General features: G+C 62.5%; 24 protein-coding genes and 1 pseudogene. 19 read left to right on the forward strand and 6 right to left on the reverse strand.

The genetic code is table 11. The annotated features are described in order from the left end of the window. Positions 1-15 precede the first annotated feature (15 nt). The 6 genes from ILFOPFJJ_RS01570 (at position 16) to ILFOPFJJ_RS01595 (ending at position 4,419) form a co-directional block, all read left to right on the forward strand. Positions 16-441, forward strand: a complete 426-nt coding sequence (locus ILFOPFJJ_RS01570) for a VOC family protein (protein ID WP_173508830.1) — start codon at positions 16-18, stop codon at positions 439-441. Continuing rightward, positions 438-1,079 carry a LysE family transporter gene (locus tag ILFOPFJJ_RS01575; RefSeq protein ID WP_173508831.1) on the forward strand — a complete coding sequence of 214 codons (642 nt, stop codon included), beginning with the start codon at positions 438-440 and terminating at the stop codon, positions 1,077-1,079. The genes ILFOPFJJ_RS01570 and ILFOPFJJ_RS01575 overlap by 4 nt, the downstream gene beginning before the upstream one ends. Further along, entirely contained in the window at positions 1,079-1,582 is a 504-nt protein-coding gene (locus tag ILFOPFJJ_RS01580; protein ID WP_376741379.1) for a hypothetical protein, read from the forward strand. The genes ILFOPFJJ_RS01575 and ILFOPFJJ_RS01580 overlap by 1 nt, the downstream gene beginning before the upstream one ends. After that, positions 1,579-2,331: an SDR family oxidoreductase gene (locus ILFOPFJJ_RS01585; RefSeq protein ID WP_173508832.1), complete on the forward strand. Its 753-nt coding sequence runs from the start codon at positions 1,579-1,581 to the stop codon at positions 2,329-2,331. The genes ILFOPFJJ_RS01580 and ILFOPFJJ_RS01585 overlap by 4 nt, the downstream gene beginning before the upstream one ends. A gap of 25 nt (positions 2,332-2,356) precedes the next feature. Next, complete coding sequence (lpdA, locus tag ILFOPFJJ_RS01590; protein WP_173508833.1) at positions 2,357-3,763, forward strand: dihydrolipoyl dehydrogenase; 1,407 nt, start codon at positions 2,357-2,359, stop codon at positions 3,761-3,763. A 182-nt stretch (positions 3,764-3,945) separates the two neighbouring features. Further along, complete coding sequence (locus ILFOPFJJ_RS01595) at positions 3,946-4,419, forward strand: DUF2867 domain-containing protein (protein ID WP_173508834.1); 474 nt, start codon at positions 3,946-3,948, stop codon at positions 4,417-4,419. A gap of 65 nt (positions 4,420-4,484) precedes the next feature. Here ILFOPFJJ_RS01595 and ILFOPFJJ_RS01600 read toward each other — a convergent pair whose 3' ends face one another. Both ILFOPFJJ_RS01600 and ILFOPFJJ_RS01605 read right to left on the reverse strand, forming a co-directional pair. Continuing rightward, positions 4,485-5,570, reverse strand: a complete 1,086-nt coding sequence (locus ILFOPFJJ_RS01600) for a TraB/GumN family protein (RefSeq protein ID WP_173508835.1) — start codon at positions 5,568-5,570, stop codon at positions 4,485-4,487. Positions 5,571-5,823: 253 nt separating this feature from the next. Beyond that, on the reverse strand, positions 5,824-6,759 hold the full coding sequence (locus tag ILFOPFJJ_RS01605; RefSeq protein ID WP_173508836.1) for a tyrosine recombinase XerC: 936 nt from the start codon (positions 6,757-6,759) through the stop codon (positions 5,824-5,826). A 135-nt stretch (positions 6,760-6,894) separates the two neighbouring features. Here ILFOPFJJ_RS01605 and ILFOPFJJ_RS01610 point away from each other — a divergent pair, with 135 nt between their 5' ends. Then, positions 6,895-7,821, forward strand: coding sequence for a lysophospholipid acyltransferase family protein (locus tag ILFOPFJJ_RS01610; RefSeq protein ID WP_173508837.1), 927 nt, complete (start codon positions 6,895-6,897; stop codon positions 7,819-7,821). Between the two features lie 33 nt (positions 7,822-7,854). Then, positions 7,855-7,971, forward strand: a pseudogene (locus tag ILFOPFJJ_RS34900) (AAA family ATPase); the annotation flags it as partial. A 50-nt stretch (positions 7,972-8,021) separates the two neighbouring features. Here ILFOPFJJ_RS34900 and fsa read toward each other — a convergent pair. Further along, complete coding sequence (gene fsa / locus ILFOPFJJ_RS01615; protein ID WP_136508991.1) at positions 8,022-8,675, reverse strand: fructose-6-phosphate aldolase; 654 nt, start codon at positions 8,673-8,675, stop codon at positions 8,022-8,024. 181 nt (positions 8,676-8,856) lie between these two features. Between fsa and ILFOPFJJ_RS01620 the strand changes: the two genes are divergently transcribed. The 7 genes from ILFOPFJJ_RS01620 (at position 8,857) to ILFOPFJJ_RS01650 (ending at position 16,890) form a co-directional block, all read left to right on the forward strand. Continuing rightward, positions 8,857-11,061, forward strand: a complete 2,205-nt coding sequence (locus ILFOPFJJ_RS01620; RefSeq protein WP_173508838.1) for a primosomal protein N' — start codon at positions 8,857-8,859, stop codon at positions 11,059-11,061. 121 nt (positions 11,062-11,182) lie between these two features. Further along, entirely contained in the window at positions 11,183-11,569 is a 387-nt protein-coding gene (locus tag ILFOPFJJ_RS01625; RefSeq protein ID WP_173508839.1) for an AGROH133_08824 family phage infection protein, read from the forward strand. 248 nt (positions 11,570-11,817) lie between these two features. Next, a complete protein-coding gene (locus ILFOPFJJ_RS01630) occupies positions 11,818-12,384 on the forward strand; it encodes a F0F1 ATP synthase subunit delta (RefSeq protein WP_173508840.1) in 567 nt (188 codons plus the stop codon). Next, positions 12,384-13,913 carry a F0F1 ATP synthase subunit alpha gene (gene atpA / locus ILFOPFJJ_RS01635; RefSeq protein ID WP_173508841.1) on the forward strand — a complete coding sequence of 510 codons (1,530 nt, stop codon included), beginning with the start codon at positions 12,384-12,386 and terminating at the stop codon, positions 13,911-13,913. The genes ILFOPFJJ_RS01630 and atpA overlap by 1 nt, the downstream gene beginning before the upstream one ends. A 27-nt stretch (positions 13,914-13,940) precedes the next feature. Then, the gene (locus tag ILFOPFJJ_RS01640; protein ID WP_173508842.1) at positions 13,941-14,825 is read left to right on the forward strand and encodes a F0F1 ATP synthase subunit gamma; all 885 of its coding nucleotides are present in this window, start codon (positions 13,941-13,943) and stop codon (positions 14,823-14,825) included. Between the two features lie 23 nt (positions 14,826-14,848). Beyond that, positions 14,849-16,363 (forward strand): F0F1 ATP synthase subunit beta, encoded by a 1,515-nt coding sequence (atpD, locus tag ILFOPFJJ_RS01645; protein WP_173508843.1) that lies wholly within the window; start codon positions 14,849-14,851, stop codon positions 16,361-16,363. 122 nt (positions 16,364-16,485) lie between these two features. Continuing rightward, positions 16,486-16,890 (forward strand): F0F1 ATP synthase subunit epsilon, encoded by a 405-nt coding sequence (locus ILFOPFJJ_RS01650; RefSeq protein ID WP_173508844.1) that lies wholly within the window; start codon positions 16,486-16,488, stop codon positions 16,888-16,890. Between the two features lie 475 nt (positions 16,891-17,365). On the opposite strand, the gene ILFOPFJJ_RS01655 is transcribed toward ILFOPFJJ_RS01650, so the two are convergent. Continuing rightward, positions 17,366-18,469 carry a saccharopine dehydrogenase family protein gene (locus tag ILFOPFJJ_RS01655; RefSeq protein ID WP_173508845.1) on the reverse strand — a complete coding sequence of 368 codons (1,104 nt, stop codon included), beginning with the start codon at positions 18,467-18,469 and terminating at the stop codon, positions 17,366-17,368. Positions 18,470-18,588: 119 nt separating this feature from the next. Between ILFOPFJJ_RS01655 and ILFOPFJJ_RS01660 the strand changes: the two genes are divergently transcribed. Beyond that, positions 18,589-19,020, forward strand: a complete 432-nt coding sequence (locus ILFOPFJJ_RS01660) for an Lrp/AsnC family transcriptional regulator (RefSeq protein WP_173508846.1) — start codon at positions 18,589-18,591, stop codon at positions 19,018-19,020. Positions 19,021-19,031: 11 nt separating this feature from the next. Here the strand turns inward: ILFOPFJJ_RS01660 and ILFOPFJJ_RS01665 are convergent, their stop codons facing one another. Together ILFOPFJJ_RS01665 and ILFOPFJJ_RS01670 are read right to left on the reverse strand one after the other, a co-directional pair. Then, a complete protein-coding gene (locus tag ILFOPFJJ_RS01665) occupies positions 19,032-19,919 on the reverse strand; it encodes a DUF6030 family protein (RefSeq protein WP_173508847.1) in 888 nt (295 codons plus the stop codon). Positions 19,920-20,035: 116 nt separating this feature from the next. Then, positions 20,036-20,947, reverse strand: coding sequence for a LysR substrate-binding domain-containing protein (locus tag ILFOPFJJ_RS01670; protein WP_246299439.1), 912 nt, complete (start codon positions 20,945-20,947; stop codon positions 20,036-20,038). A 101-nt stretch (positions 20,948-21,048) separates the two neighbouring features. Between ILFOPFJJ_RS01670 and ILFOPFJJ_RS01675 the strand changes: the two genes are divergently transcribed. From ILFOPFJJ_RS01675 to ILFOPFJJ_RS01685, 3 genes are all read left to right on the forward strand, one after another. After that, complete coding sequence (locus ILFOPFJJ_RS01675) at positions 21,049-22,191, forward strand: iron-containing alcohol dehydrogenase (protein WP_173508848.1); 1,143 nt, start codon at positions 21,049-21,051, stop codon at positions 22,189-22,191. Between the two features lies 1 nt (position 22,192). Continuing rightward, the gene (locus ILFOPFJJ_RS01680; protein ID WP_173508849.1) at positions 22,193-23,698 is read left to right on the forward strand and encodes an aldehyde dehydrogenase; all 1,506 of its coding nucleotides are present in this window, start codon (positions 22,193-22,195) and stop codon (positions 23,696-23,698) included. Between the two features lie 139 nt (positions 23,699-23,837). Further along, positions 23,838-24,962 carry a mandelate racemase/muconate lactonizing enzyme family protein gene (locus ILFOPFJJ_RS01685; protein WP_173508850.1) on the forward strand — a complete coding sequence of 375 codons (1,125 nt, stop codon included), beginning with the start codon at positions 23,838-23,840 and terminating at the stop codon, positions 24,960-24,962. Positions 24,963-25,041 lie beyond the last annotated feature (79 nt).

Below are 25,041 nucleotides of genomic sequence, written 5' to 3' on the forward strand. Positions count from 1 at the left end.
ACGGAGGAGAAAAGCATGGCATTCGAACCGAACGTTCCCCCGATCCAGGCGCATATCTGCGTGAAGGACGGCCTTGCCGCCATCGCCTTCTACGAAAAGGCGTTCGGGGCCGTTAACACGTTTCACCAGATGGCCGAAGACGGCAAGCGCGTCATGCATGCCAATCTTGCCCTGTTCGGCGGCGAGATCATGCTGCATGACGAGTTTCCGGAATTCGGAATGAGCATCAGCTCGCCCAAGACCGCCGGCGGCGCCAGCGTCGCGATCAATATCAATCTTCCGAAGCCGGGGGATGTCGATGCGGCCTTTGCCAAGGCGATCGCCGCCGGGGCATCGACAGTGATGGAACCGCAGGATACGTTCTGGCAAGCACGCTATGCGCGCATCCAGGATCCCTTCGGTCACATCTGGGCCTTCAACGCACCGGTCGCAAAATCATGAGCAATTATTTGATCGAACTCGCATCATTGATGGCGATCTTCTCGTTCGCCATCATCTCGCCCGGCGCCGATCTCGCCATGGTGATGCGGCAGTCACTGGTGCATGGGCGCCGTCAGGCGATCATCACCTCCTTCGGCATCGGCACGTCGCTGATGTTTCACGTCAGCTACACCATCCTCGGGCTGGGGCTGATCATTTCCCAGTCGATCTATCTCTTCAACATCGTCAAATGGTGCGGCGTCGCTTACCTGATCTATATCGGCATCAAGGCACTCCGCGCCGGCCAGACGGAAATCACGGCCGAAGCCGGAGAGGATGCCGGTGCGGGCAGGGCACAGTCTGTGCTCAGAGCCTTCGGTCTCGGCTTCGCCGCCAATGCGCTCAACCCGAAAGCGGTCTTCTTCTTTCTGTCGATCTTCTCGACCGTGGTCAGCGCGCATACGCCGATGGTGGTCAAGTTTGGCTACGGCCTCGTCATGGCGAGTGCTCTGATTCTCTGGTTCGTCGGCGTCAGCCTGTTCATGACGACGCCGCGAATGCGTGCTGCCTTCACCCGGGCGAGCAAGTGGATCGACCGGGCAAGCGGCCTCGTCTTCATCGCGCTCGGGCTGAAGCTTGCGACGGAGAGGGCCGCCTGATGATCAGCCGCAGCGGTTTACCAGCTTCGCTTGCCATCACGCTGGTCGCTACGCCTGCGCTTGCCGACGAGTGCCGGCAAGCGCAGGCGATCTATGGCGATGCGGACGGCGGCTACGAGTTGCGCTTCGAGCCGGTCGGCTCGGAAAGCGCTGCCACCAGCAATCACTTCAAGATTAGCGTCGAAAGTTCCGGACTGCTTCTCGATGGCGTCGTCCTGTGGTCGGGCGAACCGGAGCGCTCGAACGGGATCGTGATGCACAATTGCCCGACCGGCGACGTGACCGGCGAGGAATTGAGAGCCTGCACCGTCTGGGAAGGCGTGATCTACGCGGCCGACAAGGCGGGCGGGATCGGCCTGCTTCAGGCGGAGGATGCGCCGGCCGCCGAGCAGATCCTGCTTCCGGGCTTCGGCCCGGCACTCAGAGAGTCGAGTGCCTGGGGCAAGGGGAAGGCAAGCGTCGACAGCTCGGATGTCTTTAAATTCAAGGGATGTGCTGCATGAGTGGCGAGCACGTTCTTCTCGTCACCGGCGGCAGCCGCGGCATAGGTGCCGCCGTCTGCGTCGCAGCCGCCAGGGAAGGCTGGCGCGTGGCGGTCAATTACGCTTCTAACAGGAAAGCGGCGGAAGACGTGGTGCGTGCGGTCGAGAAGGCAGGCAGCGTCGCGATTGCAGTTGAGGGAGACGTCGGTTCCGAAACCGGTGTGAAGGCGATCTTCTCCGCCGTCGATGCCGGCTTTGGCAGGCTCGACGGCCTCGTCAACAATGCCGGCATTGTCGGTCCGCCGCAGCGCGTCGACGAGATTTCGCCGGAACGGCTCGACCGGATGCTCCGCGTGAACGTGACCGGCTCGATCCGCTGTGCCGCCGAAGCGGTGCTGAGGATGTCGACGCGCCACGGCGGACGCGGCGGTTCGATCGTCAATCTGACCTCCATCGCCGCCGTGCTGGGCGCTCCGGGCCAATATGTCGACTACGCCGCCACGAAGGGTGCGATCGACACTTTCACCGTTGGCCTCGCGCGTGAAGTGGCGGCAGAAGGTATTCGCGTGAATGCGGTGCGTCCGGGCATCATCGATACGGAAATTCATGCCTCCGGCGGCCTGCCGGATCGCGCCCGCGACCTGGCGCCTTCGATCCCCATGCAACGTCCCGGCACGGCCGGCGAAGTTGCCGATGCAATTCTCTATCTCCTGTCGGATAAGGCGACCTATGTGACCGGAGCAATTCTCAACGTCAGCGGCGGCCGGTAACCGCCCCTGAAACAAGGATTATCAAATGGCTTATGATCTCATCGTTATCGGAAGCGGCCCGGGCGGCTATGTCTGCGCCATCAAGGCGGCGCAGCTGGGCATGAAGGTTGCCGTGGTCGAGAAGCGCAGCACCTACGGCGGCACCTGCCTCAATGTCGGCTGCATCCCCTCCAAGGCGCTGCTGCATGCCTCCGAGATGTTCCATCACGCACAGCACGGGCTCGAGGCGCTGGGTGTGGAGGTCGCAAGCCCGAAGCTCAATCTCGAAAAGATGATGGCCCACAAGAACGCGACCGTTAAGTCGAATGTCGACGGCGTTGCCTTCCTCTTCAAGAAGAACAAGATCGACGGCTTCCAGGGCTTGGGCAAGGTCCTCGGGCAGGGTAAGGTCTCCGTCACCAACGACAAGGGCGAGGAGCAAGTCCTCGAAGCGAAGAACATCGTCATCGCCACGGGTTCGGACGTCGCCGGCATCCCGGGCGTCGAGTTCGAGTTCGACGAGAAGGTCATCGTCTCATCGGATGGTGCGCTCGAGCTGGAAAAGGTTCCAGAGAGCATGATCGTCGTCGGCGGCGGCGTCATCGGTCTCGAGCTCGGCTCGGTCTGGGCGCGCCTCGGCGCCAAGGTGACAGTGGTCGAATTCCTCGACACGATTCTCGGCGGCATGGACGGCGAGGTCGCCAAGCAACTCCACCGGCTGCTGACGAAGCAGGGCATCGACATCAAGCTCGGCGCCAAGGTGACCGGCGTTGCGAAACCCGGGAGTGGCGCGAGGGTCACCTTCGAGCCGGTCAAGGGCGGCGAATCGACCACGCTCGACGCGGACGTCGTACTCGTCGCGACCGGCCGCAAGCCCTGCACGGAGAATATGGGTCTCGCCAAAGCCGGTGTCGTGCTCGACTCGCGTGGCCGCATCGAGATCGACCACCATTTCCAGACAAGCATCACCGGCATCTATGCGATCGGCGACGTGGTTCGCGGTCCGATGCTGGCACACAAGGCGGAGGACGAAGGCGTTGCGGTGGCGGAGATCATCGCGGGGCAGGCCGGTCACGTGAACTATGACGTCATTCCGGGCGTCGTCTATACCCAACCGGAGGTCGCTTCCGTCGGCAAGACCGAGGAGGAACTCAAGGCCGCCGGCGTTGCCTACAAGGTCGGCAAGTTCCCCTTCACCGCCAATGGCCGCGCGCGCGCGATGCTCCAGACGGATGGTTTCGTCAAAATCCTGGCCGACAAGGAGACCGATCGCGTGCTCGGCGGCCATATTATTGGCTTCGGCGCCGGTGAGATGATCCATGAGATCGCGGTGCTGATGGAATTCGGCGGCTCGTCGGAGGACCTCGGCAGGACCTGCCACGCCCACCCGACCATGTCGGAAGCGGTCAAGGAGGCGGCTCTCGCCACCTTCTTCAAGCCGATCCATATGTGACATTACAGCGCGGCGCATCTTTTCAAATGTGCGAAACGACGCTTTAGCGCTTTGAATCATTGCATGATTCTGTCCTTGATCGATTTCGACCAAGACAGTGGGTGCGGGGGCTGCGACAAGCGGCCCCCTGCCATGCGCGGCCGACCGGCGCGAACATGAACGAGCCAATATGAGGATCGTTCATGAGACCGCGAAGTGTTGCCGCTCACCTTCCGAATGCGATACTGCCCGAAGCCGACTGGGCGGACCGCTACGAACTGCTCATTCTGAACGAGCGGCTGACGGCGCGCGAGGCGGCGCGGCGAATGCTCGAGCCGCTGCCGGGTTGGATTCGACTCCTTCTGGCGCTTCGCAACAGGATCGTGTCGTTCGTCGGGCTGAAGACAGCGGCACCCGCCGCAGCCGATAGCCTCATCGGCTTTTTTCCCGTCCTGCGAGACGAAGAGCGCAAGGCGGTTCTCGGCTTCGACGACCGGCATCTGGACTTTCGCATTGTCGTGGACGTCCGCGACGGGCCGGCGGACAGCCAGGTGATCGGCGTCACGACCCTTGTGCGTCGCCGGAATATTCTCGGCCGCATCTATCTCGCGGCTGTCACGCCTTTCCACAAGACGATCGTCCCGACGCTGTTGGCCGGGCTGAACGGGCGGCGGTGAACAGGGGTGATTCTAATGACGCGGGATGCAGGCGGAAAACCCGCGCACGCTTTTCCTCATCCCGCTCAGTTGGTCCGCGTGACGGTGAAGCCGCGCTGGCGCAGGAGCTCGACCAGGCCTTCCGGACCGGAAAGATGCAGCGCGCCAACGGCCATGAATACATTGCCGCCCTTCAGGATCGGCTCGGCCCGCGCCGCCATGATCTTGTTGCGGTCGATGATGATGCGCTGCTCGAAATCGGCAAAACCGAAGTCGCTTGCCGCAGTCTGAGTGGAGACGGACTTCATCATCGGCATGATCATTCCGGTGTCGCCGGAAAGATAGAGATCGGTGGTTGTCTGTATGACATCGTCGATCGTCTTGCCGAGCGCCAGCGTTTCGATCAACGCCTGAAGGTGAAGCTCGACGGGCAGCGAGTCCATCGCCGAAAGCTGCTCGACCAGCGTTTCCAGCCCTTTCAGCGTTTTTCCTTCCTTGACGGCATCCTCCGCAAGCTTTTTGTCGAGGAAGGAAGCGCCGGCAGCCTTGCGCGAAATTTCGCATGCCGGGAGGGCTACGAAGCTCGCAATCATCCAGGGCTTCATCTTGGCGACGAGCGGCAGCGGAATGCCACGTTGCTTGAGGCCGCTTTCCAGGCGCACGCGATCCTCCGGCTTGAGAAAGTCGTTGATCGTCTTGTCGCCCGCGAACATCGTGAGGTCTGGACGCATCATGATCGCGGCCGCCGCCTTCTTGTCGTCGACGATCTCGTCCGATTCGACGATCACGATCGCCGCCTTGGTAAAGGCGTCTACCGCGCCCTCCGGCATCGCCAAAACGCGCGGGTCGGTAACGTGCATGGTGCCGAGCAGCCAGGACGGTGCCGACCCCTGGCTTTCGATTTTCCAGAGGAGGCCCTTTCCGTTCGGAACGGCGTCCGCCTCCTGGCGCAGTGCGGCAAGGCGCGCCGGGTCCGACTGTTCCATGCTCGCCAGGATATTGCTGCCGCCGCAGGCGGACTCTTCGGCAGCGCCAGCGTCCGAAATCGAGAGGAGCGCGGCGATGAGGGTCGCGAGCACCAGAAGATGCAGGGACGCGATCAGCCACAGGGCGCCGTCTGTGAGCCTGGCAGCGAGATTGCGAACGGGTCTTGAGATCGGAAACGTCGTCATCGGGCACCGAATTCTGGGCAATTCTACTCGAAACCACGCAATTCCGGACGGAAAACCGCCATACACTTTCCTGCCGCATGTCTCCATGTACCGAGCCGATACAAGGACAAAAACATGCGGCAATTCAAAGTACTACAGACCTTTGTGCGTCTGAAAAGACGCGCGGGCGCTGCGGAATTGCTCACTCGAACCCTACGCCTTGCCGGTCACGGGTTCCTTAACGAGCTTGGTTAATCCGCCACTTCGCCGAATTTCAGGCGCGCGGATGGGCTCGATCGTAAATTTCGAGGAGGCGCGTCGAATCGACGCCGGTGTAGACCTGCGTCGTCGAGAGGCTGGCATGGCCAAGCAGTTCCTGGATGGTGCGCAGGTCGCCGCCGCCGGCGAGAAGATGCGTGGCGAAGGAATGACGCAGCGCGTGCGGTGTCGCCGAATCGGGAAGGCCGAGTGCTGCCCGCAGCTTCTGCATCTCGCGTTGGATGATCGCCGGCTGAAGCGTTGCGCCCCGGCTGCCGCGAAACATCGGCGCATCCGCGGCGAGGTGGTAGGGACAAAGCCTTGTGTAGGTCGCCACGGCGTCGGTCGCCGCGGCAATGAGCGGAACGATTCGCGTCTTGCCGCCTTTGCCGGTGATACGCAGCGAGGAACTGGCGCCGGAAAAGTCATTGAGCGTCAGCGCGAGCGCCTCGGATATGCGCAGGCCGCAGCCGTAGAGCAGCGTCAGAACGGCGGCGTTACGGGTCGCGATCCACGGCTCTTCCGCGAGTTGCGCGTCCGCCGTGACGACCGTCAGCGCTTCGCGGTCCGTCAGCGGTTTCGGCAGGGATTTCGGCTGCTTCGGCGAGCGCACCGCCTGGGCACCGGCGGCATTGGCGAGGCCATTTTTCTCCAGATAGCGCAGGAAAGAGCGAAGCCCCGCGAGCCCGCGTCCGAGGGTGCGTGCGCCCGCACCCTGCTTGCGCCGCTGTGCGAGAAAGCCGCGCAGGTCGGCCGGGCGCAGTGTGCGGATGTCCGCCAAGCGCGGCGCCCCGGCGAGATGGCCGGTCAGGAAGGTCAGGAATTGTCGGGTGTCGCGCTCGTAAGCCTCGACGGTTTTTGCGGACAGTCGGCGCTCCCGGCCGAGGCTCGCCAGCCAGCGCTGGCGTTCCGCCATGACTTCGGGGTGACCAATTGCAAGAAGCTCGTTCATTGTCGCTCCGGCGATTTCGTGTGCCGTCCAGAATGTCGCCGGCGTCTTATGTTTTTGCTAACGCCACCTCTTGGAATTTGTCATTGTTCGATCATATTGAACTGCGATGTTCGATCAGCAAACGCGGATGGGACTATGGCGAGACGGGATATGGGGGACGGATTCGCGCACTTTGCTGAGGCCATTGCCCTGGTTTCACAAGGGCAGCCCGGCCATATCGTCGACATGCTGATTGCCGAGCGCGGCAAGAAGATCGTCCGGCATCCGTTGTGGCCGGTAATACGGCCCTTTCTCTACACGCTGCTCAACTACCGCAAGGCGATAGAGTTCGCCGACGCCGTCGCCAACATGCCCGGTTTCCAGGCCTTCGAGCACTTGAGCTCGCTGCTTTCGCTCGACGTTCGCGTCGACAAGGCTGAGCGCATTCCGACGACGGGCGGCTTTCTCCTCGTCAGCAACCATCCGACCGGCATTGCCGACGGCATCGCCGTCTTCGATCTCTTGAAGTCCCGTCGCCCGGACATGATGTTCTTCGCCAATCGAGATGCGATTCGGGTCAATCCTCGCTTCGTCGAGATGGTCATTCCGGTCGAGTGGCGCGAAGAATACAAGAGCAAGCTCAAGGCTCGCGAAACGCTGCAGGTCACCAATCGCGCTATCGAAGAGGGCAAGGCAACCGTGCTTTTTCCTTCGGGCCGCATCGCCTACTGGGCCGATGGGCGGCTCAACGAACGTCCTTGGAAAAGCTCCGCCGTCGGCTTCGCGCGCAAGTACGGCCTCCCGATCCTGCCGGTTCATATGAGCGCGCGCAATTCCGGTCTCTTCTACTGGTTCGCCAAATGGTCGACGGAACTGCGTGACATGACGGTGTTCCATGAGCTTCTGAACAAGAAGGGCGACCTTTTCGATTTCCGCGTCGGCAATCTGATCGCGCCCGAAGCGCTCGACGGCGATCCGGCGGATGTCACGCGTGCGCTGGAAAGGCATACGGTCTACGAACTCGCCGCCGACAGCGATGCCGTATTCGACCCACGTCCGGCTCTGGAAAAAATTCGATTCTGACGGTTCTGGTTGTGCGGCGAATGCGCTAAGCCCCGTCTGGCGTCGGCGGTGCAGGAGCGCTGCGACGTTCGGCCGCGACGGGTGATCCGCAGGGACGGTGCGACCTGGATCGACGGGATACGCCTCACCGGCCTCATGGACGACGAATAGAAAAAGGCCCCGCAATCGCTGCGAGACCCTTTCGGATTTCTGTAGCTTGATCAGCCGATCTTCTGGCCGGTCTTCGCCCAGTCGGCCAGGAACATTTCCAGGCCCTTGTCGGTCAGCGGGTGCTTGACGAGCGCCTTCAGTGTTGCCGGCGGCGCGGTGACGACGTCGGCGCCGATGAGGGCTGCTTCCTTGACATGGTTGACCGTGCGCACCGAGGCGGCAAGGATTTCCGTCTCGTAGCCGTAGTTGTCGAAGATGTGGCGGATTTCACGGATGAGATCCATGCCGTCGAAGGCGATGTCGTCGAGGCGGCCGATGAAGGGCGAGACGAAGGTCGCGCCGGCCTTGGCGGCAAGCAGCGCCTGGTTGGCGGAGAAGCAGAGGGTGACGTTCGTCTGGTGACCGTCCGAAGTCAGCGCCTTGCAGGCCTTGAGGCCGTCGAGCGTCAGCGGCACCTTGATGCAGATGTTGTCGGCGATCTTCGAAAGGGCGGCCGCCTCCTTCATCATCTCGCTGTATTCGGTTGCCGTCACTTCCGCAGAAACCGGTCCGTCGACGATCGAGCAGATTTCCTTGGTGACTTCGACGATATCACGGCCAGACTTCAGGATCAGCGAGGGGTTGGTGGTGACGCCGTCGAGCAGGCCGAGATCATTCAATTCCCGGATTTCCTTCACATCGGCGGTATCAACGAAAAATTTCATGGAGGTTTCTCCCTTGGGGCATTATTGCCGTTCGGGCGCATGTCTGCCTGACGGAAAATCCGCGGGCAGAAACCGCGCGCGTTGAAACTCTGATGGAACCGTGACAAACCCTGCTATCCACAAGGCAGCGGTTCGCTGCGCAGTTTTCTTTAACTGAAAGCGGTGGCAAGGTCACGGCAAAATGACTCTTGATTCAACCGATTTATTCGGGGCCGTAATTGATCGCCGCGTCGTGCCTGTCCTGGTGCCGATGCCGGCGGCGAAGGCCTATTCCTATGTGGTGCCGGATGGCATGGCGGTCGAGCCGGGATCGATCGTGCAGGTGCCGCTCGGACCGCGCCTGGTCGTGGGTGTCGTCTGGGACGGCGCCGATGACGGCATGGTCGATCCGAGGAAACTGAAGCAGATTGAGAAGGTTTTCGACTGTCCGCCGCTGACGGGCGACATGCGCGCCTTTCTCGACTGGGTGGCGGCCTACACGGTGACACCGCCCGGCCTCGTGGCACGCATGGCGTTGCGCGCGCCGGCGGCTTTCGACCCCGAGCCGATGGTGGAAGCGCTGCGCCTCACGGACATGCGGCCGGAGCGCATGACCTCGGCGCGGGAACGCGTCATCGCGGCGGCGAGTGACGGTTTTTCCTGGACGCGATCCGGGCTCGCGCATGCGGCGGGCGTTTCCTCGAGCGTCGTCGAGGGCCTTACCGCACAGGGCGTATTCGAAACCGTCTTCATGCCGCCGCCGCCCGTTGTCGCACTGCCCGACCCGGAGTTCGCAGCTCCCCGGCTGGAGGGCGCGCAGAAGGATGCCGCAGTCGATCTGCTGGCGGCGGTGGAAGAGGAAAAGTTCTCCGTTTCCCTCATCGATGGCATCACCGGCTCCGGCAAGACCGAGGTCTATTTCGAGGCGATCGCCGCGACCTTACGTGCCGGCAAACAGGTGCTGATCCTGCTGCCGGAAATCGCGCTCACGGCAAGCTTCCTCGAACGCTTCCAGGACCGCTTCGGTTCGAAGCCGGCCGAATGGCATTCCGATCTCGCGCCCAGAACACGCGAGAAGGTATGGCGGCAGGTGACGACGGGCCAGGTGCGTGTCGTCGCGGGTGCCCGCTCGGCCCTGTTCCTGCCCTTCGAGGACCTGGGCCTGATCATCGTCGACGAGGAGCACGATCCCGCCTACAAGCAGGAGGACCGCGTCTTCTACAATGCCCGCGACATGGCGGTCGTGCGCGGCAGGATCAGCAACTTTCCGGTCGTGCTGGTCTCGGCAACGCCATCAGTCGAAAGCCGGGTCAACGGCGAGATGGGCCGTTACAGGCCGATCCACCTGCCGACGCGCTTCGGCGATGCGGCGCTGCCGCATCTCGGCGTCGTCGACATGCGCCGCCATCCACCCGAGCGCGGCGGCTTTCTCTCGCCGGTACTCCTCGACCAGATCGGAAAGGCGATCGGCCGCGGTGAACAGGCGCTCCTGTTCCTGAATCGGCGCGGCTATGCACCGCTGACGCTCTGCCGCGTCTGTGGCCATCGCTTCCAATGCCCGGACTGCTCGAGCTGGCTCGTCGAGCACCGCTTCCGCGGCCAGATCCAGTGCCATCATTGCGGCTATTCGGAGCCGACGCCGGAAGCTTGCCCCGAATGCGGCACGCTCGATCACCTGGTCGCCTGCGGCCCCGGAGTCGAGCGTATTGCCGAGGAGGTCGAGCGGCATTTTCCCGAGGCTCGGACGATCGTGCTCTCGTCCGATCTGATGGGCGTCAAACGACTGCGGCTGGAACTGGAAGCGATCGCACGCGGCGAAGCGGATATCGTCATTGGCACCCAGCTCGTCGCCAAGGGCCATAATTTTCCGATGATGACGCTGGTCGGGATCGTTGACGCCGACCTCGGCCTCGCCAACGGCGATCCGCGCGCGGCGGAGCGGACGTTCCAGCTTCTCTCGCAGGTCACGGGTCGCGCCGGGCGAACGGGCCTGAAGAGCCTTGGCCTGCTGCAGACCTATCAGCCGCAGCACCCGGTCATGCAGGCGATCGTTTCCGGTGATTCGGATGCCTTCTACGAGCGCGAGATCAATGAACGGGAGCGCGCTGCCCTGCCGCCCTTCGGCCGGCTTGCCTCGATCATCGTTTCGGCCGATTCGCGTAACGACGCCGAGAGCCATGCGCGCGGCTTGCGCATGGCTGCCCCGCGCGTCGACGGCATTGCAATACTCGGCCCGGCCGAGGCACCGCTCGCGCTCATCCGCGGGCGGCACCGGTTCCGGTTGCTCGTCCACGGGCGGCGCAACAGCGACATGCAAGCCTTTGTCAAAGCGATGATTGCGGGCGGACCGAAAGAGAGGGGATCGATCAGCGTGCAACTCGACATCGATCCCCAGAGTTTTCTGTGATCGATGGCGTGAACGGCACGGAGCGGATTCACATCGGCGACGACATGCGCTAGACCTCCCCGGCGCGGCGCTTGCAAAGAACCACGCGACGCAATGAGGATGATTCATCAGCGGGGACGGCATGGAGCTCTACATTCCGACGGAAACCGGGGAGTTGCTGGCATTTTGCGCGGCGGCGGCCGCCGCGCTCATCGGCCTCGTCATGCTCTTTGCGCCGCGCCTTGCCTTTCGTGCGGCCGGGATCGGCATTGCAGAGGGGCGCCGCGGCGGTCTTGCGGAAGCCCGTTCCACCATGGGCGGCATGCATCTCGGCCTCGGCCTCGGCGCCATCCTGCTCGCCCAGCCGATGGTCTATCTCGCCGTCGGTGCCGCCTTCTCGCTCGCCGCCTTCGGACGGATCCTGTCGATGATGAGCGACAATGGCGGGACACTTTTCAACTGGATCGCCCTTGCCATTCAGGCGGTGCTTGCGATCCTGCCGCTTGCCTATGTTTTCGGGCTGATCTGACGCGCGTAGGCACGATTTCGACGTTCCGTTCGGGATTTACGGCAAAATTCGCCCCGCAGGGTCGACTTATGCCGCATTCCTGCCGTTGGCGTGTTGCGAGTCCAAACATCCTATGCTAGACGAACCGCGAATTGCGGGGAATTGGGTCGCAACGGCCTCGATATCCTGCGAGTTATTGCAGCAAATTCAAGATGTTAAGTCAGCGGTTCGCCGCAGCTGACGTTCTTGGATGAATTTGAGAGAAGCTTGTGCCCGTGGCAGACACATCCCAGCTTATTTCCGGTGTTGCAGAAAGATATGCGTCCTCGCTCTTCGAACTTGCCCTCGAAGCCGGTTCGATCGAAGCGATCGGCGCCGATCTCGATCGCGTCCAGGCGCTGATCGACGGCAGCGACGATCTCAAGCGGCTGATCGTCAGCCCTGTCTTTTCTGCCGACGACCAGTTCAAGGCTATATCCGCGATCGTGGAGAAGGCCGGTTTTTCCGGGCTGGTCGGCAACTTCCTCAAGGTTGTCGCGCGCAATCGCCGCCTCTTTGTGCTGCCAGGCGTCATCAAGGCGTTCCGCCTGTTCGCCGCGCGCCATCGTGGTGAAATCTCTGCCGACGTCACGTCGGCCCATGCGCTTACCCCGGCGCAGGAAACTGAATTGAAGGCGACGCTCAAGGGCGTCACCGGCAAAGACGTGGCGGTCAACGTCACCGTCGACCCGTCTATTCTTGGAGGTCTGATCGTCAAGGTCGGGTCCCGCCAGATTGACACCTCCCTTCGCACCAAACTCTCTACCCTTAAGCTTGCACTGAAAGAGGTCGGCTGATGGATATCCGCGCCGCGGAAATTTCCGCAATTCTCAAAGATCAGATCAAAAATTTCGGCCAGGAAGCAGAAGTCTCCGAAGTCGGCCAGGTGCTTTCCGTCGGTGACGGTATCGCCCGCGTCTACGGCCTGGATAACGTACAGGCAGGCGAGATGGTCGAATTCCCGGGCGGAATTCGCGGCATGGCGCTGAACCTCGAAGCCGACAACGTCGGTGTGGTTATTTTCGGTTCCGACCGTGACATCAAGGAAGGCGACACCGTCAAGCGGACCGGCGCCATCGTGGACGTCCCGGTTGGTCCGGAGCTGCTCGGCCGCGTCGTTGACGCGCTCGGCAACCCGATCGACGGCAAGGGCCCGATCAACGCCAAGCAGCGCGCCCGCGTTGATGTCAAGGCTCCGGGTATCATTCCGCGCAAGTCGGTTCACGAGCCGATGTCGACCGGTCTCAAGGCGATCGACGCCCTCATCCCGGTCGGCCGCGGCCAGCGCGAGCTCGTCATCGGTGACCGCCAGACCGGCAAGACCGCAATCATCCTCGACACCTTCCTGAACCAGAAGCCGATCCACGACAACGGCCCGGAGCAGGACAAGCTCTACTGCGTCTACGTCGCTATCGGCCAGAAGCGTTCGACCGTCGCGCAGTTCGTTAAGGTTCTCGAAGAGCGCGGCGCGTTGCAGTATTCGATCATCGTTGCTGCTACCGCCTCCGATCCGGCTCCGATGCAGTATCTCGCTCCGTTCGCCGGCTGCGCAATGGGTGAATACTTCCGCGACAACGGCAAGCATGCGCTCATCGGCTACGACGACCTTTCCAAGCAGGCTGTCGCCTACCGTCAGATGTCGCTGCTTCTGCGCCGCCCGCCGGGCCGCGAAGCTTACCCGGGCGACGTCTTCTACCTGCATTCCCGCCTCTTGGAGCGCGCTGCAAAGCTCAACGACGACAAGGGCGCCGGCTCGCTGACGGCTCTGCCGGTCATCGAAACGCAGGGCAACGACGTGTCCGCGTTCATCCCGACCAACGTGATCTCGATCACCGACGGCCAGATCTTCCTTGAAACCGACCTGTTCTATCAGGGCATCCGTCCGGCCGTTAACGTCGGTCTGTCGGTTTCGCGCGTCGGCTCCTCGGCGCAGATCAAGGCGATGAAGCAGGTCGCAGGCTCGATCAAGGGCGAACTCGCCCAGTACCGTGAAATGGCGGCCTTCGCCCAGTTCGGCTCGGACCTCGATGCCGCGACGCAGCGCCTGCTCAACCGCGGTGCCCGCCTGACCGAACTCCTGAAGCAGCCGCAGTTCTCGCCGCTGAAGACGGAAGAGCAGGTCGCGGTGATCTTCGCAGGCGTCAACGGCTATCTCGACAAGCTGCCGGTCAATGAGGTCGGCAAGTTCGAGCAGGGCCTGCTTTCCTACCTGCGCTCGGAAGGCAAGGACGTGCTGGAGACGATCCGCACGGAAAAGGCGATTTCCGACGACACCAAGGGCAAGCTGAAGGCTGCAATCGACAGCTTCGCCAAGTCTTTCGCCTGAGCGGGTTTCATTTAGGACGGACAACGGATGCCTTCACTTAAGGATCTGAAAAATCGGATCGCCTCCGTCAAGGCGACGCAGAAGATCACCAAGGCGATGAAGATGGTCGCCGCGGCGAAGCTTCGGCGTGCGCAGGAGGCGGCCGAGGCCGCCCGGCCTTATTCGCAGCGTATGGCTGCCGTTCTCGCCAACATCGCCCAGGCGGTTGGTGCGGACGACAGCGCGCCGCGGCTGATGACGGGAACCGGCAGGGACGATACGCATCTCCTGATCGTCTGCACGGCGGAACGCGGCCTCTGCGGCGGCTTCAACTCGCAGATCGCGCGCTTTGCCCGCGATCATGTGCGCAAGCTGCTTTTGGCCGGCAAGACCGTGAAGATCATCTGCGTCGGCAAGAAAGGCTTCGATATCCTGCGGCGGGAATTCGCGTCGCTGATCATCGACCGCGTCGACCTGCGTGAGGTCAAGAAGATCGGCTTCGAAAACGCCGATCAGATCGGACACAAGGTCATCGGGCTCTTCGAGAAGGGCGAGTTCGATGTCTGCACGCTGTTCTACTCCGAGTTCAAGTCCGTCATTTCGCAGGTTCCGACCGCGCAGCAGCTCATCCCGGCGTCGGCTGGCGATGTATCCGCTGCCGAGACTGCGGACGCATCGGCGATCTACGAATACGAGCCGGACGCGGGCGCCATCCTGACCGATCTCATCCCGCGCAACATCTCGGTGCAAATCTTCCGGGCTCTGCTCGAGAATGTCGCTGGGGAAATGGGCGCCAAGATGAGCGCCATGGACAATGCGACGCGCAATGCCGGTGAGATGATCAACAAGCTGACGCTCAACTACAACCGTCAGCGGCAGGCGCAGATCACCAAGGAACTCATTGAAATCATCTCTGGCGCGGAAGCGCTCTAAGGTTACGAAAGAGGGTAAGAATTATGGCTAAGGCAGCTACCCCGAAAGAAACCGCAGCGGCGAAGAAGCCCGCTGCACCGCGTAAGGCAGCTTCCGCCAAGACAGTCGTTGCGGCTACCGGCGCTGTCGGTCGCGTCACGCAGGTTATCGGCGCCGTCGTCGACGTCGCTTTCGAGGAAGGTCAACTCCCGCAGATCCTGAACGCGCTGGAAACCGATAACAAGGGCAACCGCCTCGTTCTCGAGGTCGCGCAGCATCTCGGTGAAAACTCCGTCCGCACGATCGCCATGGACTCGACCGAAGGTCTGGTTCGCGGCCAGTCGGTCACCGACACCGGCGGCCCGATCTCTGTTCCGGTCGGCAAGGAAACCCTCGGCCGCATCATGAACGTCATCGGCGAGCCGGTCGACGAAGCCGGTCCGCTGGAAACCTCGGGACGCCGCGCGATCCACCAGGAAGCACCGGCCTATGTCGAGCAGTCGACGGAAGCGCAGATCCTCGTCACCGGCATCAAGGTCGTCGACCTGCTCGCTCCCTATGCAAAGGGCGGCAAGATCGGCCTCTTCGGCGGTGCAGGCGTCGGCAAGACCGTTCTGATCATGGAGCTGATCAACAACGTCGCCAAGGCTCACGGTGGCTACTCGGTCTTCGCAGGCGTCGGTGAACGCACCCGCGAAGGCAACGACCTTTACCACGAAATGATCGAATCGGGCGTGAACAAGCACGGCGGTGGCGAAGGCTCCAAGGCCGCACTCGTATACGGCCAGATGAACGAACCGCCGGGCGCACGCGCTCGCGTCGCGCTCACCGGTCTGACGGTCGCTGAACAGTTCCGTGACGAAGGCCAGGACGTTCTCTTCTTTGTCGACAACATCTTCCGCTTCACCCAGGCGGGTTCGGAAGTGTCGGCGCTGCTCGGCCGTATTCCTTCGGCCGTGGGTTATCAGCCGACGCTCGCGACCGACATGGGCGCGATGCAGGAACGCATCACCACGACGACCAAGGGCTCGATCACCTCGGTTCAGGCCATCTACGTCCCGGCTGACGACTTGACCGACCCGGCGCCGGCGACCTCGTTCGCCCACCTCGACGCAACGACCGTTCTGTCGCGTTCGATCGCCGAAAAGGGCATCTACCCGGCCGTGGACCCGCTCGACTCGACCTCGCGCATGCTCGACCCGATGATCGTCGGCGAAGAACACTACGAGGTGTCGCGCAAGGTGCAGTCGACGCTGCAGCGCTACAAGGCGCTCCAGGATATCATCGCCATCCTTGGCATGGACGAGCTTTCCGAAGAGGACAAGCTGGCGGTTGCCCGCGCCCGCAAGATTGAGCGCTTCCTGTCGCAGCCGTTCTTCGTCGCCGAAGTCTTCACCGGTTCGCCGGGCAAGCTGGTTGCGCTCGAAGACACGATCAAGGGCTTCAAGGGCCTTGTCGACGGTGAATACGACCACCTGCCGGAAGCCGCTTTCTACATGGTCGGCTCCATCGACGAAGCGATCGAGAAGGCAAAGAAGCTGGCTGCCGAAGCCGCTTAATCAGCATCGTGAACCGTGGCGCGGGCACTTCGCGCCGCGGTTTTCATCCTGCCGCGGCAAGCGGCAGAGAACATGCACAGCCGCAGCCACCTGTGTGGCGCGCGCACCAGAAGTGAATGGTCATGGCCGACAGTTTCAATTTTGAACTTGTTTCCCCCGAGCGCCTGCTGCTTTCGGAAAAGGTGACGGAAGTCGTCATCCCTGCCACCGAGGGCGAGATGACCGTGATGGCCAATCATGCGCCGACGATGACGACCGTCAAGCCGGGCGTGGTTACCGTGAAGACGGCTGACGGCAAGACCGAACGCTTTGCGGTATTCGGCGGCTTCGCCGACATCCTGCCGACCGGTTGCACGCTGCTTGCCGAGTCCGCCGTCCACGTCGACGAACTCGACCCCACGGTGCTGGAGAATCGCATCGAAGCAGTTCGTGCTGAACTGGAGGGTGCGGGCGACGAGAAGAAGACTCGTCTCGAGCAATTCATCGCCGAACTGACGAAGCTCGGGGAGATCGTCATCCCCGCCTGAAAGGGACATCCCGACAAGGGATAATGCCTATCGAACCCCGCCTCGAGCGGGGTTTTTTGTGTTCAATCACCGCTGTCGGCCATGGCGACGTTCGAAGTCTGTCGAGCGAGCGGCAGCTCGGCTTTGCTAACGCGGGGGGATTGCTCCTCACTCTGACCCTCTCCCCCCGCAGGCGGGGGAGTGAACTTTGAGCTGGCGCTTGCCGCGAGTCTCCTTCGCCCCGCTTGCGGGGAGGAGATGGCCGGCAGGCCCGAATTAGGGAAATCGCACCTTCGAGCTCATCGCGATTGGACGGCTCAGATCGGGCAGCCGACAAGCGCTGCGAGGCGGAGTCCGCGCGCTTTCTCACCGTCATGTGCAAGATTTTTACCGTGAACGAAAAACGAAAAATGCCCGGAGGTGATCCGGGCATTTCTGGGTTTCATCCTGAGGACGCGCGGTGGAAACGCCACGCGCGTTTCGCGCCGACGAAAGCTCAGCTTGCGGCGCGCTCCGTCTCGTGCTTCTGCGCGTAGTAGTGACCGAAGCGGTTGGCAAGGAAAGTGTCGAGCGCGATGTCTTCCTGGCGGATGAAGCCCTTCGACGCGATCTTGCCGTCAGCGAGCATGTCCAGAACGGCGCAGATGCTGCCTGCCGTGGTGATCTGGATGCCGCTCTGCATTCGTCCGGCGACGACGCCGCTATAGACCTTGTTGGCGTAGGTCTCCTGGACCAGCCGGCCCTCGCGGAAACCGGAGACCGTGACGAAGATGACGACGACGTCCTGCGTGGTGGTCGGCAGGGCGTTCTCCAGAATGTCCTTCAGCACCTCGCGGCGATGGCGCAGGCCGAGGTCGTTCAGGAGCGCCTTGAAGATGGCGGCATGGCCGGGATAGCGGATGGTCTTGTAGTTCAGCGTGCGGACCTTGCCCTTCAGGGTTTCGCAGAGCGTGCCGAGGCCGCCGGAGGTGTTGAAGGCCTCGTAGGTGACGCCGTCGAGGGAGAATTCCTCACGCTCCTCCATCGCCGGGACTTCGATCAGCGAACCTTCGACGATCGCTTCGCAAGGCTCGATATATTCGTTGATGACGCCGTCTGTACTCCAGGTCAGATTGTAGTTGAGGGCGTTCGACGGATATTGCGGCAGGGCGCCGACACGCATGCGTACGCTTTCGAGCGTCTCGAAGCGCTTCGCCAGATCGTTGGCGACGATCGAGATGAAGCCGGGCGCAAGGCCGCATTGCGGGATGAAGGCGGTCTTCGCCTTGGCCGCGATCGCCTTGACCTGGCGGGTCGATTCGACGTCTTCGGTCAAGTCGAGATAATGGATTTCGGCTTCGGCAGCGGCCTCGGCGATGGCGACCGTCAGGTGAAACGGAGCGGCGCTCAGTACCGCAAACTTGCCGGTTAGCAGACCGACGAGCGCCTTCCTGTCGCCGATGTCGATGGTCGCGGTCGAAATCGCGTCGTGCTTTTCGACCTGTTGCAGCTGCTCGGCACTGCGATCGGCAACGCAGACGCGATAGTCGCCGGTATGCGCCAGCATGCGAGCAATGGTGGAGCCGATCTTGCCGGCACCGATGACAACAATGTCTTTCATTCTTTTCCCCAGGGTATGAGCTTCAGACCCATTTTCCCTCGATGATACGTTGATTTGAAGCGTCAATATGGCTAAATCGCCAAACAATATTCGGCAATTCGCCAAAGAGAGTCGACGATATGCAAGTGACCGGCAAGGACCGCGAACTTCTGGCCATCCTGAGCGAGAATGCACGCATGCCGACGGCGACGATCGCGCGCCGGCTTGGGCTTTCTCGCACGACGGTACAGGCGCGAATCGAGCGACTGGAGCGCGAGGGCGTGATTGCCGGCTATGGCGTGCGGCTTTCGGAAAGCTATGAAAAAGGCCTGGTGAAAGCGCATGTGCTGATCACCATCGCGCCGCGGGCGTTAAGCCGGGTCACTCCCGAACTCGGCGCCATCCGCGAGATCCGCACGCTGCATTCCGTCAGCGGCAGTTTCGATCTCATTGCGATCGTCGCGGCCGCCTCGATCAGCGAGCTCGACCTGCTGATCGATCGCATCGGCGAAATCGACGGGGTCGAGAAGACGCTGTCGTCGATCATTCTTTCCACCCGCATCGACCGCTGAGCCGTGGCATTTCAACGCTCCGGCTGTTCGCTTGCGGATTGAGAAGCGCCGCTTGGCTCAGACACTGCGTCCGGCACGTTCCAGGCTGCCGGACCGCGCACGAAGGAAACCGCCGAACCGTCGCCCGGGGCCAGCCATTTGCCGCGATCGAAAAAGCGTTCGGCGATACTTTTCGGCCGTGTTCGCGCCGCCTGGTTGGCGAGAAAATTGTAGCGGGGAACGTCGCCCGATTCCTGCTTGAACTGGATGCGGCTGCCGAAGCGTTTGACGTCGAATTCCTTGAGCGCCTGGATTCGCAGGGCAATGCCTTCACTATCCGCCCAGCGGACCTGCGTCAGGAAGACCGAGGCGGCTTTGGCGGCGCCGCTGGTGACGGCCTGCGTGTCATCGGGGCGTTCGATGTTCAACTTCACGCGGAACGATGTGATCTCGTCTTCGCCACTGCCTTTGACGAAGATGAAGATCGACGAGGGGGTGTCTTCGCCAGGTCGGGCAAGCGGCACGAGCGACGAGCATTCCCACCGGCCGCTCTCCGCAGATTTCCACTCGAGTTCACGAAAGCCCGCCTCGCGCAAGCCCTCGCAAAGCGCGCGCGGGTCGCTGCGGATCTCGCGCAGAAACTGCTGTTCCGGTGTATGCAGATCCTCAAAGGTCCGGGAAGGCAGTAACACACGCGGCGGTTCCGGCTTCTTGCGGAGTTCGCGCACCGGCTCGGCTTGCTTCGTCTCCTGCTTCGCCTCCTCCAGGAATGTCGTCGGCAGTCCGGCAACCGTGAGGAGTTGTTTCAGGTTGCGTTGCTCGTTGGCAAGGAGAACGGTCGCGAGGATCGCCGTGAAGACGAGCCCCACGGCGAGGAAGAAAAAGGCGATGCCCGAACGGCCTTTTTGCTTCTTCTCCATCCGGTGTCAGCGCCCCGTCTTGAAAAGCGCCCGGCCGACGCAAATCGTGAGCGCGGTAGAGCACGCAGCCAAAGTTTCACTGCGCCGGAGCCGCTGGTCCATGTAAGGCACGCCGTTCATGCCGGCCTGCTCAGTGCTGCGTGGAGGCGAAGCACCTCGTCTGTCGACGGCCGGTTGCGCGGCAGCCCGAGATAATAGCCGTAGCCGGAGGCGAGGCTGCGTTGGCCGAGCATCGCCAGGCGGCCATCGTCGAGATGTTCCCGCACCAGGCCGAGGCTGCCAAGCGCCACGCCGTCGCCGCGCAATGCCGCATCGATCGCCATCACATAGGTCGAGAACGTATATTTCGGGCGTGGCTTCGCGCCGTTCCGGGAGCGCTCGATCCGCTCGAACCATTTCTGGAACGAAATCCAGTGGGCATTGAAGCGGTCGTAGTCGATGAGATCGAGCGTCGCGATGGTTTCTGGCCGCAGGTCGGGCGCGTCGAGGCCCCTGGCGGCGAGGTATTCGGGCGAGGCCACCGGCGCCAGCTCTTCGGCCATCAGCAAGGTCAGCGACCAGCGCGGATGGTCCCCGGTCGAATAGAGGATGACCAGATCGTTGTTTTCCGAAGCAAGCTCGGACGGGCTGTCGGTCGTCAGGAGACGGATCGATATACCCGGGTTCTCCTTGCCGAATTCGCGCAGCCGTGTGCCGAGCCAGAGATGGGAGACCGAGCCGCTGGCGGCGATGGAGATCACCTGGCCGGCGGCGCCACCGAAAGGTTCGAGGCTTTCCTCCAGATAATCGAGCGAGGCGCGTACCCGCTGGAAAAGCCGCTCTCCCTGCGGTGTCAGTTCCAGGTTCTTGCCGCGGCGGCTGAACAGCGGACTGCCCAGATGATCTTCAAGCGTCTTGATGCGCCGGCTCACGGCCGCCTGAGTGATGTTGAGCTCCCGCCCGGCGCGAGAAAAGTTCATGTGCCGGCTGGCGGCGTCGAAGACGCGGAAGGCTTCCAGCGGGATACGATCGAGCAGACGGTTTTCCATGACTTCAGGTTATCAAAAAGGCTGAAAATTCACCGGATTTGAAAATATCAGATTGTGTTGCAGGGTAAAGCCGCGACAAAGGCCAGCCAGGAACACGACCCGTGCAGTTCTCCACCTCCTTCATTCCGGAAATCCGCTTCGGAGACAATATTCATCAGGCGATCGGCGAGGCCGCGAAGGGGCTTGGAACGCGGCGCGCGACCATTGTCATCGATGGCTTCCTCGCAAAATCCGGGCTGGCCGAATGCATTGCGAAAGCCGTCGAGCGGGAGGGCATCCCCGCCTGCATCTTCTCCGATTTCACCGGAGAGCCGAAACTCGCCCACCTTCATGCGGCGCTTGAAACGGTGATGGGATCCGATCTCGTGATCGGCATCGGCGGCGGCTCGGCGCTCGATATCGCCAAGATCGTTGCCTGTTGTGCCGCCTCGGGCCGGGATCCGATGTACTATGCGCTCGCCGCCAATCCGCTGCCGAAAGATCGTTTGAAGAAGATTCTGGTGCCGACGACCGCGGGCACGGGATCGGAGACCTCCGCCACCAACATCTTCTCCGGGCCGGAAGGCAAGAAGCTCTGGATCTGGGGGGCGGAGACCAAGGCCGATCTCGTGCTTCTCGATCCATCGCTGACGGTGAGCCTGCCGGCCAGTCTCACCGCCTGGTGCGGGCTCGATGCATTCGTCCACGCTTTCGAGGCGGCGACCAACCGCAACACGCAGGCTGGCGCCCAGTTCTACGCTCATGAGGCGCTGCGGCTGATCACCGGCGCGCTGGAAACGGCAATCAGGGAACCCGCCAATCTGGAAGCCCGCGGCAAGGTGCTGCTCGGCTCCTGTTACGCCGGCATTGCCATCGACAATTGCGGCACGGCGATTGCCCACAATATCAGTCATGCCCTGGCCGGGCTCGCTCCGGTGCATCACGGGCTTGCCACCGCGCTTGGCTTCGAGGCGACGATCGGCTGGCTTGTCGAGGCGGACACGGCCGATCTCGACCATGCGGCCAGGGCCTGTGGCCTTGATCGGCTGGCCGATCTTCCGGCCTTCGTCTCCAATCTGATGGACCGCTGCGGCGTTGCCCGCACGCTGCCGAGGGCCTTCGATGCCTTTTCCGCGACCGATCTTGCTCGCGAAATGAGTGCCCCGGAAAACCAGCCTATGCGCCGCTCGACGATCCGCGAGGTGACCGATGGCGATATCGACCGGTTCGCGGCGAGGATGATGGCGCTGGCGAAAGGACAATGAGATGACCCAGGAATATACGCGCGCCTATTGGGAAAACCTCTTGGCGGGACTGAAGCCTGAGGGGCGGCACTTCATCGACGGCGCGCACAGGCCTTCGGCATCCGGCGCGACCTTCATGCGCGCCCGGCCGATGGATGGAAAGCCGGGCGCGGAACTCGCCCGCGGCGATAGCGGCGATGTCGATGCGGCTGTCGCGGCCGCCCGCGCCGCGTTCGGGAGCGGCATCTGGCGCAAGAAGGAACCGCTGGAGAAAAAGAAGATCATGCTCAAATGGGCGGATCTCATCCGGCAGCACGGCGAGGAGCTTGCGATGCTGGAAACGCTCGACGTCGGCAAGCCGATCATGGCATCGCTCAATGTCGATGTCCGGCTCGCAGCCGACGGCATCCAGTATTACGGCGAGATGATCGACAAGCTCTATGACGAGATCGCGCCGACGGGACCGAATGCCCGGGCTCTGGTGCGGAAAGTGCCGCTAGGCGTCGTCGGAGCGATCACCCCGTGGAACTATCCGCTGATCATCGACGCCTGGAAGCTCGGGCCGGCGATCGCCGCGGGCAATTCGGTCGTGCTGAAGCCGGCCGAACAATCCTCGCTCTCGGCGATCAAGCTCGCGGAGCTCGCGATCGAAGCGGGGCTGCCGGCGGGTGTGTTCAACGTCGTTACCGGCTACGGCGAGGAGGCCGGCAAACCGCTGGCGCTGCACATGGATGTCGACATGATCGCCTTTACCGGCTCGACCGAAGTCGGCAAGCTGATCATGGGCTATGCGGCGCAGTCGAACGTCAAGCGTGTGGCGCTGGAACTCGGCGGCAAGTCGCCACTCGTCGTCTTCGAGGACGCCGACCTCGATGCGGCCGCGAGTGCGGCGGCCTGGGGCTGTTTCTACAATTCCGGCGAAACCTGCCACGCATCGACGAGGCTGATCGTCCAGCGCTCGGTGCAGGAAGCATTGATCGAAAAGATCCAGGCGGTGACCAGACGCGAGATTACGCTCGGCCATCCGCTCGACCCTTCGGCGCAGATCGGCGCGCTGATCGAGGAGAACCACATGAAAAAGGTGCTTTCGATGATTGCGGCCGGCGAGAAGGAGGGTGGACGCCGTGTCTTTGGTGCCGAACGCGTGATGGACGAAACCGGAGGCTATTATGTTTCGCCGGGCGTCTTCGTCGACGTGACAAATGACATGAAGCTCGCGCGCCAGGAAGTCTTCGGACCGGTGCTCGCCGCCATTCCCTTCGAAACGGAAGAGGAGGCGCTGAGGATCGCCAATGACACGGTCTATGGACTCGCGGGCGCCGTCTTCACCCGCAACATGGATCGGGCGCATCGCTTCTCGGAAGCGATCCACGCGGGCACGGTGTGGATCAACACCTACGACATGTCGAGTTTCGCGACGCCCTTCGGCGGCTTTAAGCAGTCCGGCTTCGGTCGCGACCGTTCTGTGCACGCGATCGACAAATACTGCGACTACAAGACCATCTGGCAGCAGTTTGGCTCCGCATGATTCCTTAAATCGAAATCGATTTAAGGACAAAAACATGCAGAAATTTAAAGTTCTACAGCGACCTTTGCGCGTCTGATTAGACGCGCGGCGCTGTAGCCACTTGCAAGACGTAAGAACAAAGAGGCGGATCGGAGGAGCCATGAGCAAGATCGTTTCCATCGAGATCACCCATCACCGTCTGCCGCTCGATCCGCCGTTCAAGGCAAGCTGGGACGGGCGCCCGCGCAAACAGTTCGACGCGACGATCATCCGGGTGCGCGACGACGAAGGCCGCGAGGGCATCGGCTCGGGTGACCTGATGAAAGGCTTCGAGGGCCACGAAGGCCTCTTCATCGGCGAGGATCCGCGCCATCTCGAGCGGCACTATGAGGTGCTGTCGCATATCAACTTCCACTATGGCCGCTGCTGGCCGATGGATCTGGCGCTCTGGGATCTCGCAGGCAGGATCGTTGGCGAGCCCGTCTGGCGCATGCTCGGCGGCCGGGCGGACCGGGTGCGCCTTTATGCCTCTTCCGGCGTGCTTCGTGATCCGGGCGCGATGGCGGCCCAGGCCGAAAGGTATCTGGAGGAGGGTTTTCCGGCAATGAAGGTTCGCTTCACCTCCTCCGCCGGCGGGCGAGACGGTTGGCGGGAGGATGTGCGGGCGCTGGAGGCGATCCGAACCCGCGTCGGCGACCGGCTGGAGTTGATGGTCGACTGCAACCAGGGCTGGCGCATGCCCTGGGATACGACGCTTGCCTGGACCTTCAAGGACGCATTGGCGGTCGCGAAGGAACTGGAGCGCCTAGGGATCTACTGGATGGAGGAGCCGCTGCATCGCTCCGACCGCAAGGGCATGCGCCGGCTGAGCGATGCGACCTCCGTGCGCATCGCCGGCGGCGAGATGACGCGGGAGCTTTATGAATTCCGCGACATCATCGAGGAGCGCGCCTTCGATGTGATCCAGCCGGACGTGGCGCTGGTCGGCGGTATCACCGGCTGCCGCAGGCTCGCCTGGCAGGCGCGCGAGGCGGGGGTGATGTTCACTCCACACTCCTGGACCAATGGCATCGGCGTTCTGGCGAACGCTCATCTGACCGCAGGGGTGGGTGATGCGCCGTGGCTCGAATACCCTTACGACAATCCGGAGTGGAGCGAGCAGCGGCGCGATTATCCGATGGCGGCTCCGCTGCGGCACAAAAACGGCTGGCTGGAACTTGGCGAAGCGTCCGGCCTTGGCATCGCGCTCGACGAGGAGAGATTGAAGGCGACGCGGAGCGGCTGAAGCATCGCCCGATCTGCACTTTCACTCATACCGAAATCTCACAACGGATTGAGGCGCGAGGGCGGCTATTCCACAGTCG

It is taken from the genome of Sinorhizobium psoraleae (genome assembly GCF_013283645.1).
Taxonomy (GTDB): Bacteria; Pseudomonadota; Alphaproteobacteria; order Rhizobiales; family Rhizobiaceae; genus Sinorhizobium; species Sinorhizobium psoraleae.

What these genes read in the sequence shown, in the direction of transcription:
- ILFOPFJJ_RS01650 (WP_173508844.1), top strand. Translation starts at nt 16,486, where the DNA reads ATGGCCGACAGTTTCAATTTTGAACTTGTTTCCCCCGAGCGCCTGCTG.
- ILFOPFJJ_RS01680 (WP_173508849.1), top strand. Translation starts at nt 22,193, where the DNA reads ATGACCCAGGAATATACGCGCGCCTATTGGGAAAACCTCTTGGCGGGA.
- ILFOPFJJ_RS01685 (WP_173508850.1), top strand. Translation starts at nt 23,838, where the DNA reads ATGAGCAAGATCGTTTCCATCGAGATCACCCATCACCGTCTGCCGCTC.
- fsa (WP_136508991.1), bottom strand. Translation starts at nt 8,675, where the DNA reads ATGAAATTTTTCGTTGATACCGCCGATGTGAAGGAAATCCGGGAATTG.
- atpA (WP_173508841.1), top strand. Translation starts at nt 12,384, where the DNA reads ATGGATATCCGCGCCGCGGAAATTTCCGCAATTCTCAAAGATCAGATC.
- ILFOPFJJ_RS01660 (WP_173508846.1), top strand. Translation starts at nt 18,589, where the DNA reads ATGCAAGTGACCGGCAAGGACCGCGAACTTCTGGCCATCCTGAGCGAG.
- ILFOPFJJ_RS01655 (WP_173508845.1), bottom strand. Translation starts at nt 18,469, where the DNA reads ATGAAAGACATTGTTGTCATCGGTGCCGGCAAGATCGGCTCCACCATT.
- ILFOPFJJ_RS01640 (WP_173508842.1), top strand. Translation starts at nt 13,941, where the DNA reads ATGCCTTCACTTAAGGATCTGAAAAATCGGATCGCCTCCGTCAAGGCG.
- ILFOPFJJ_RS01670 (WP_246299439.1), bottom strand. Translation starts at nt 20,947, where the DNA reads ATGGAAAACCGTCTGCTCGATCGTATCCCGCTGGAAGCCTTCCGCGTC.
- ILFOPFJJ_RS01620 (WP_173508838.1), top strand. Translation starts at nt 8,857, where the DNA reads ATGACTCTTGATTCAACCGATTTATTCGGGGCCGTAATTGATCGCCGC.
- lpdA (WP_173508833.1), top strand. Translation starts at nt 2,357, where the DNA reads ATGGCTTATGATCTCATCGTTATCGGAAGCGGCCCGGGCGGCTATGTC.
- ILFOPFJJ_RS01665 (WP_173508847.1), bottom strand. Translation starts at nt 19,919, where the DNA reads ATGGAGAAGAAGCAAAAAGGCCGTTCGGGCATCGCCTTTTTCTTCCTC.
- ILFOPFJJ_RS01625 (WP_173508839.1), top strand. Translation starts at nt 11,183, where the DNA reads ATGGAGCTCTACATTCCGACGGAAACCGGGGAGTTGCTGGCATTTTGC.
- ILFOPFJJ_RS01595 (WP_173508834.1), top strand. Translation starts at nt 3,946, where the DNA reads ATGAGACCGCGAAGTGTTGCCGCTCACCTTCCGAATGCGATACTGCCC.
- ILFOPFJJ_RS01575 (WP_173508831.1), top strand. Translation starts at nt 438, where the DNA reads ATGAGCAATTATTTGATCGAACTCGCATCATTGATGGCGATCTTCTCG.
- ILFOPFJJ_RS01580 (WP_376741379.1), top strand. Translation starts at nt 1,079, where the DNA reads ATGATCAGCCGCAGCGGTTTACCAGCTTCGCTTGCCATCACGCTGGTC.
- ILFOPFJJ_RS01585 (WP_173508832.1), top strand. Translation starts at nt 1,579, where the DNA reads ATGAGTGGCGAGCACGTTCTTCTCGTCACCGGCGGCAGCCGCGGCATA.
- atpD (WP_173508843.1), top strand. Translation starts at nt 14,849, where the DNA reads ATGGCTAAGGCAGCTACCCCGAAAGAAACCGCAGCGGCGAAGAAGCCC.
- ILFOPFJJ_RS01600 (WP_173508835.1), bottom strand. Translation starts at nt 5,570, where the DNA reads ATGACGACGTTTCCGATCTCAAGACCCGTTCGCAATCTCGCTGCCAGG.
- ILFOPFJJ_RS01605 (WP_173508836.1), bottom strand. Translation starts at nt 6,759, where the DNA reads ATGAACGAGCTTCTTGCAATTGGTCACCCCGAAGTCATGGCGGAACGC.
- ILFOPFJJ_RS01610 (WP_173508837.1), top strand. Translation starts at nt 6,895, where the DNA reads ATGGCGAGACGGGATATGGGGGACGGATTCGCGCACTTTGCTGAGGCC.
- ILFOPFJJ_RS01570 (WP_173508830.1), top strand. Translation starts at nt 16, where the DNA reads ATGGCATTCGAACCGAACGTTCCCCCGATCCAGGCGCATATCTGCGTG.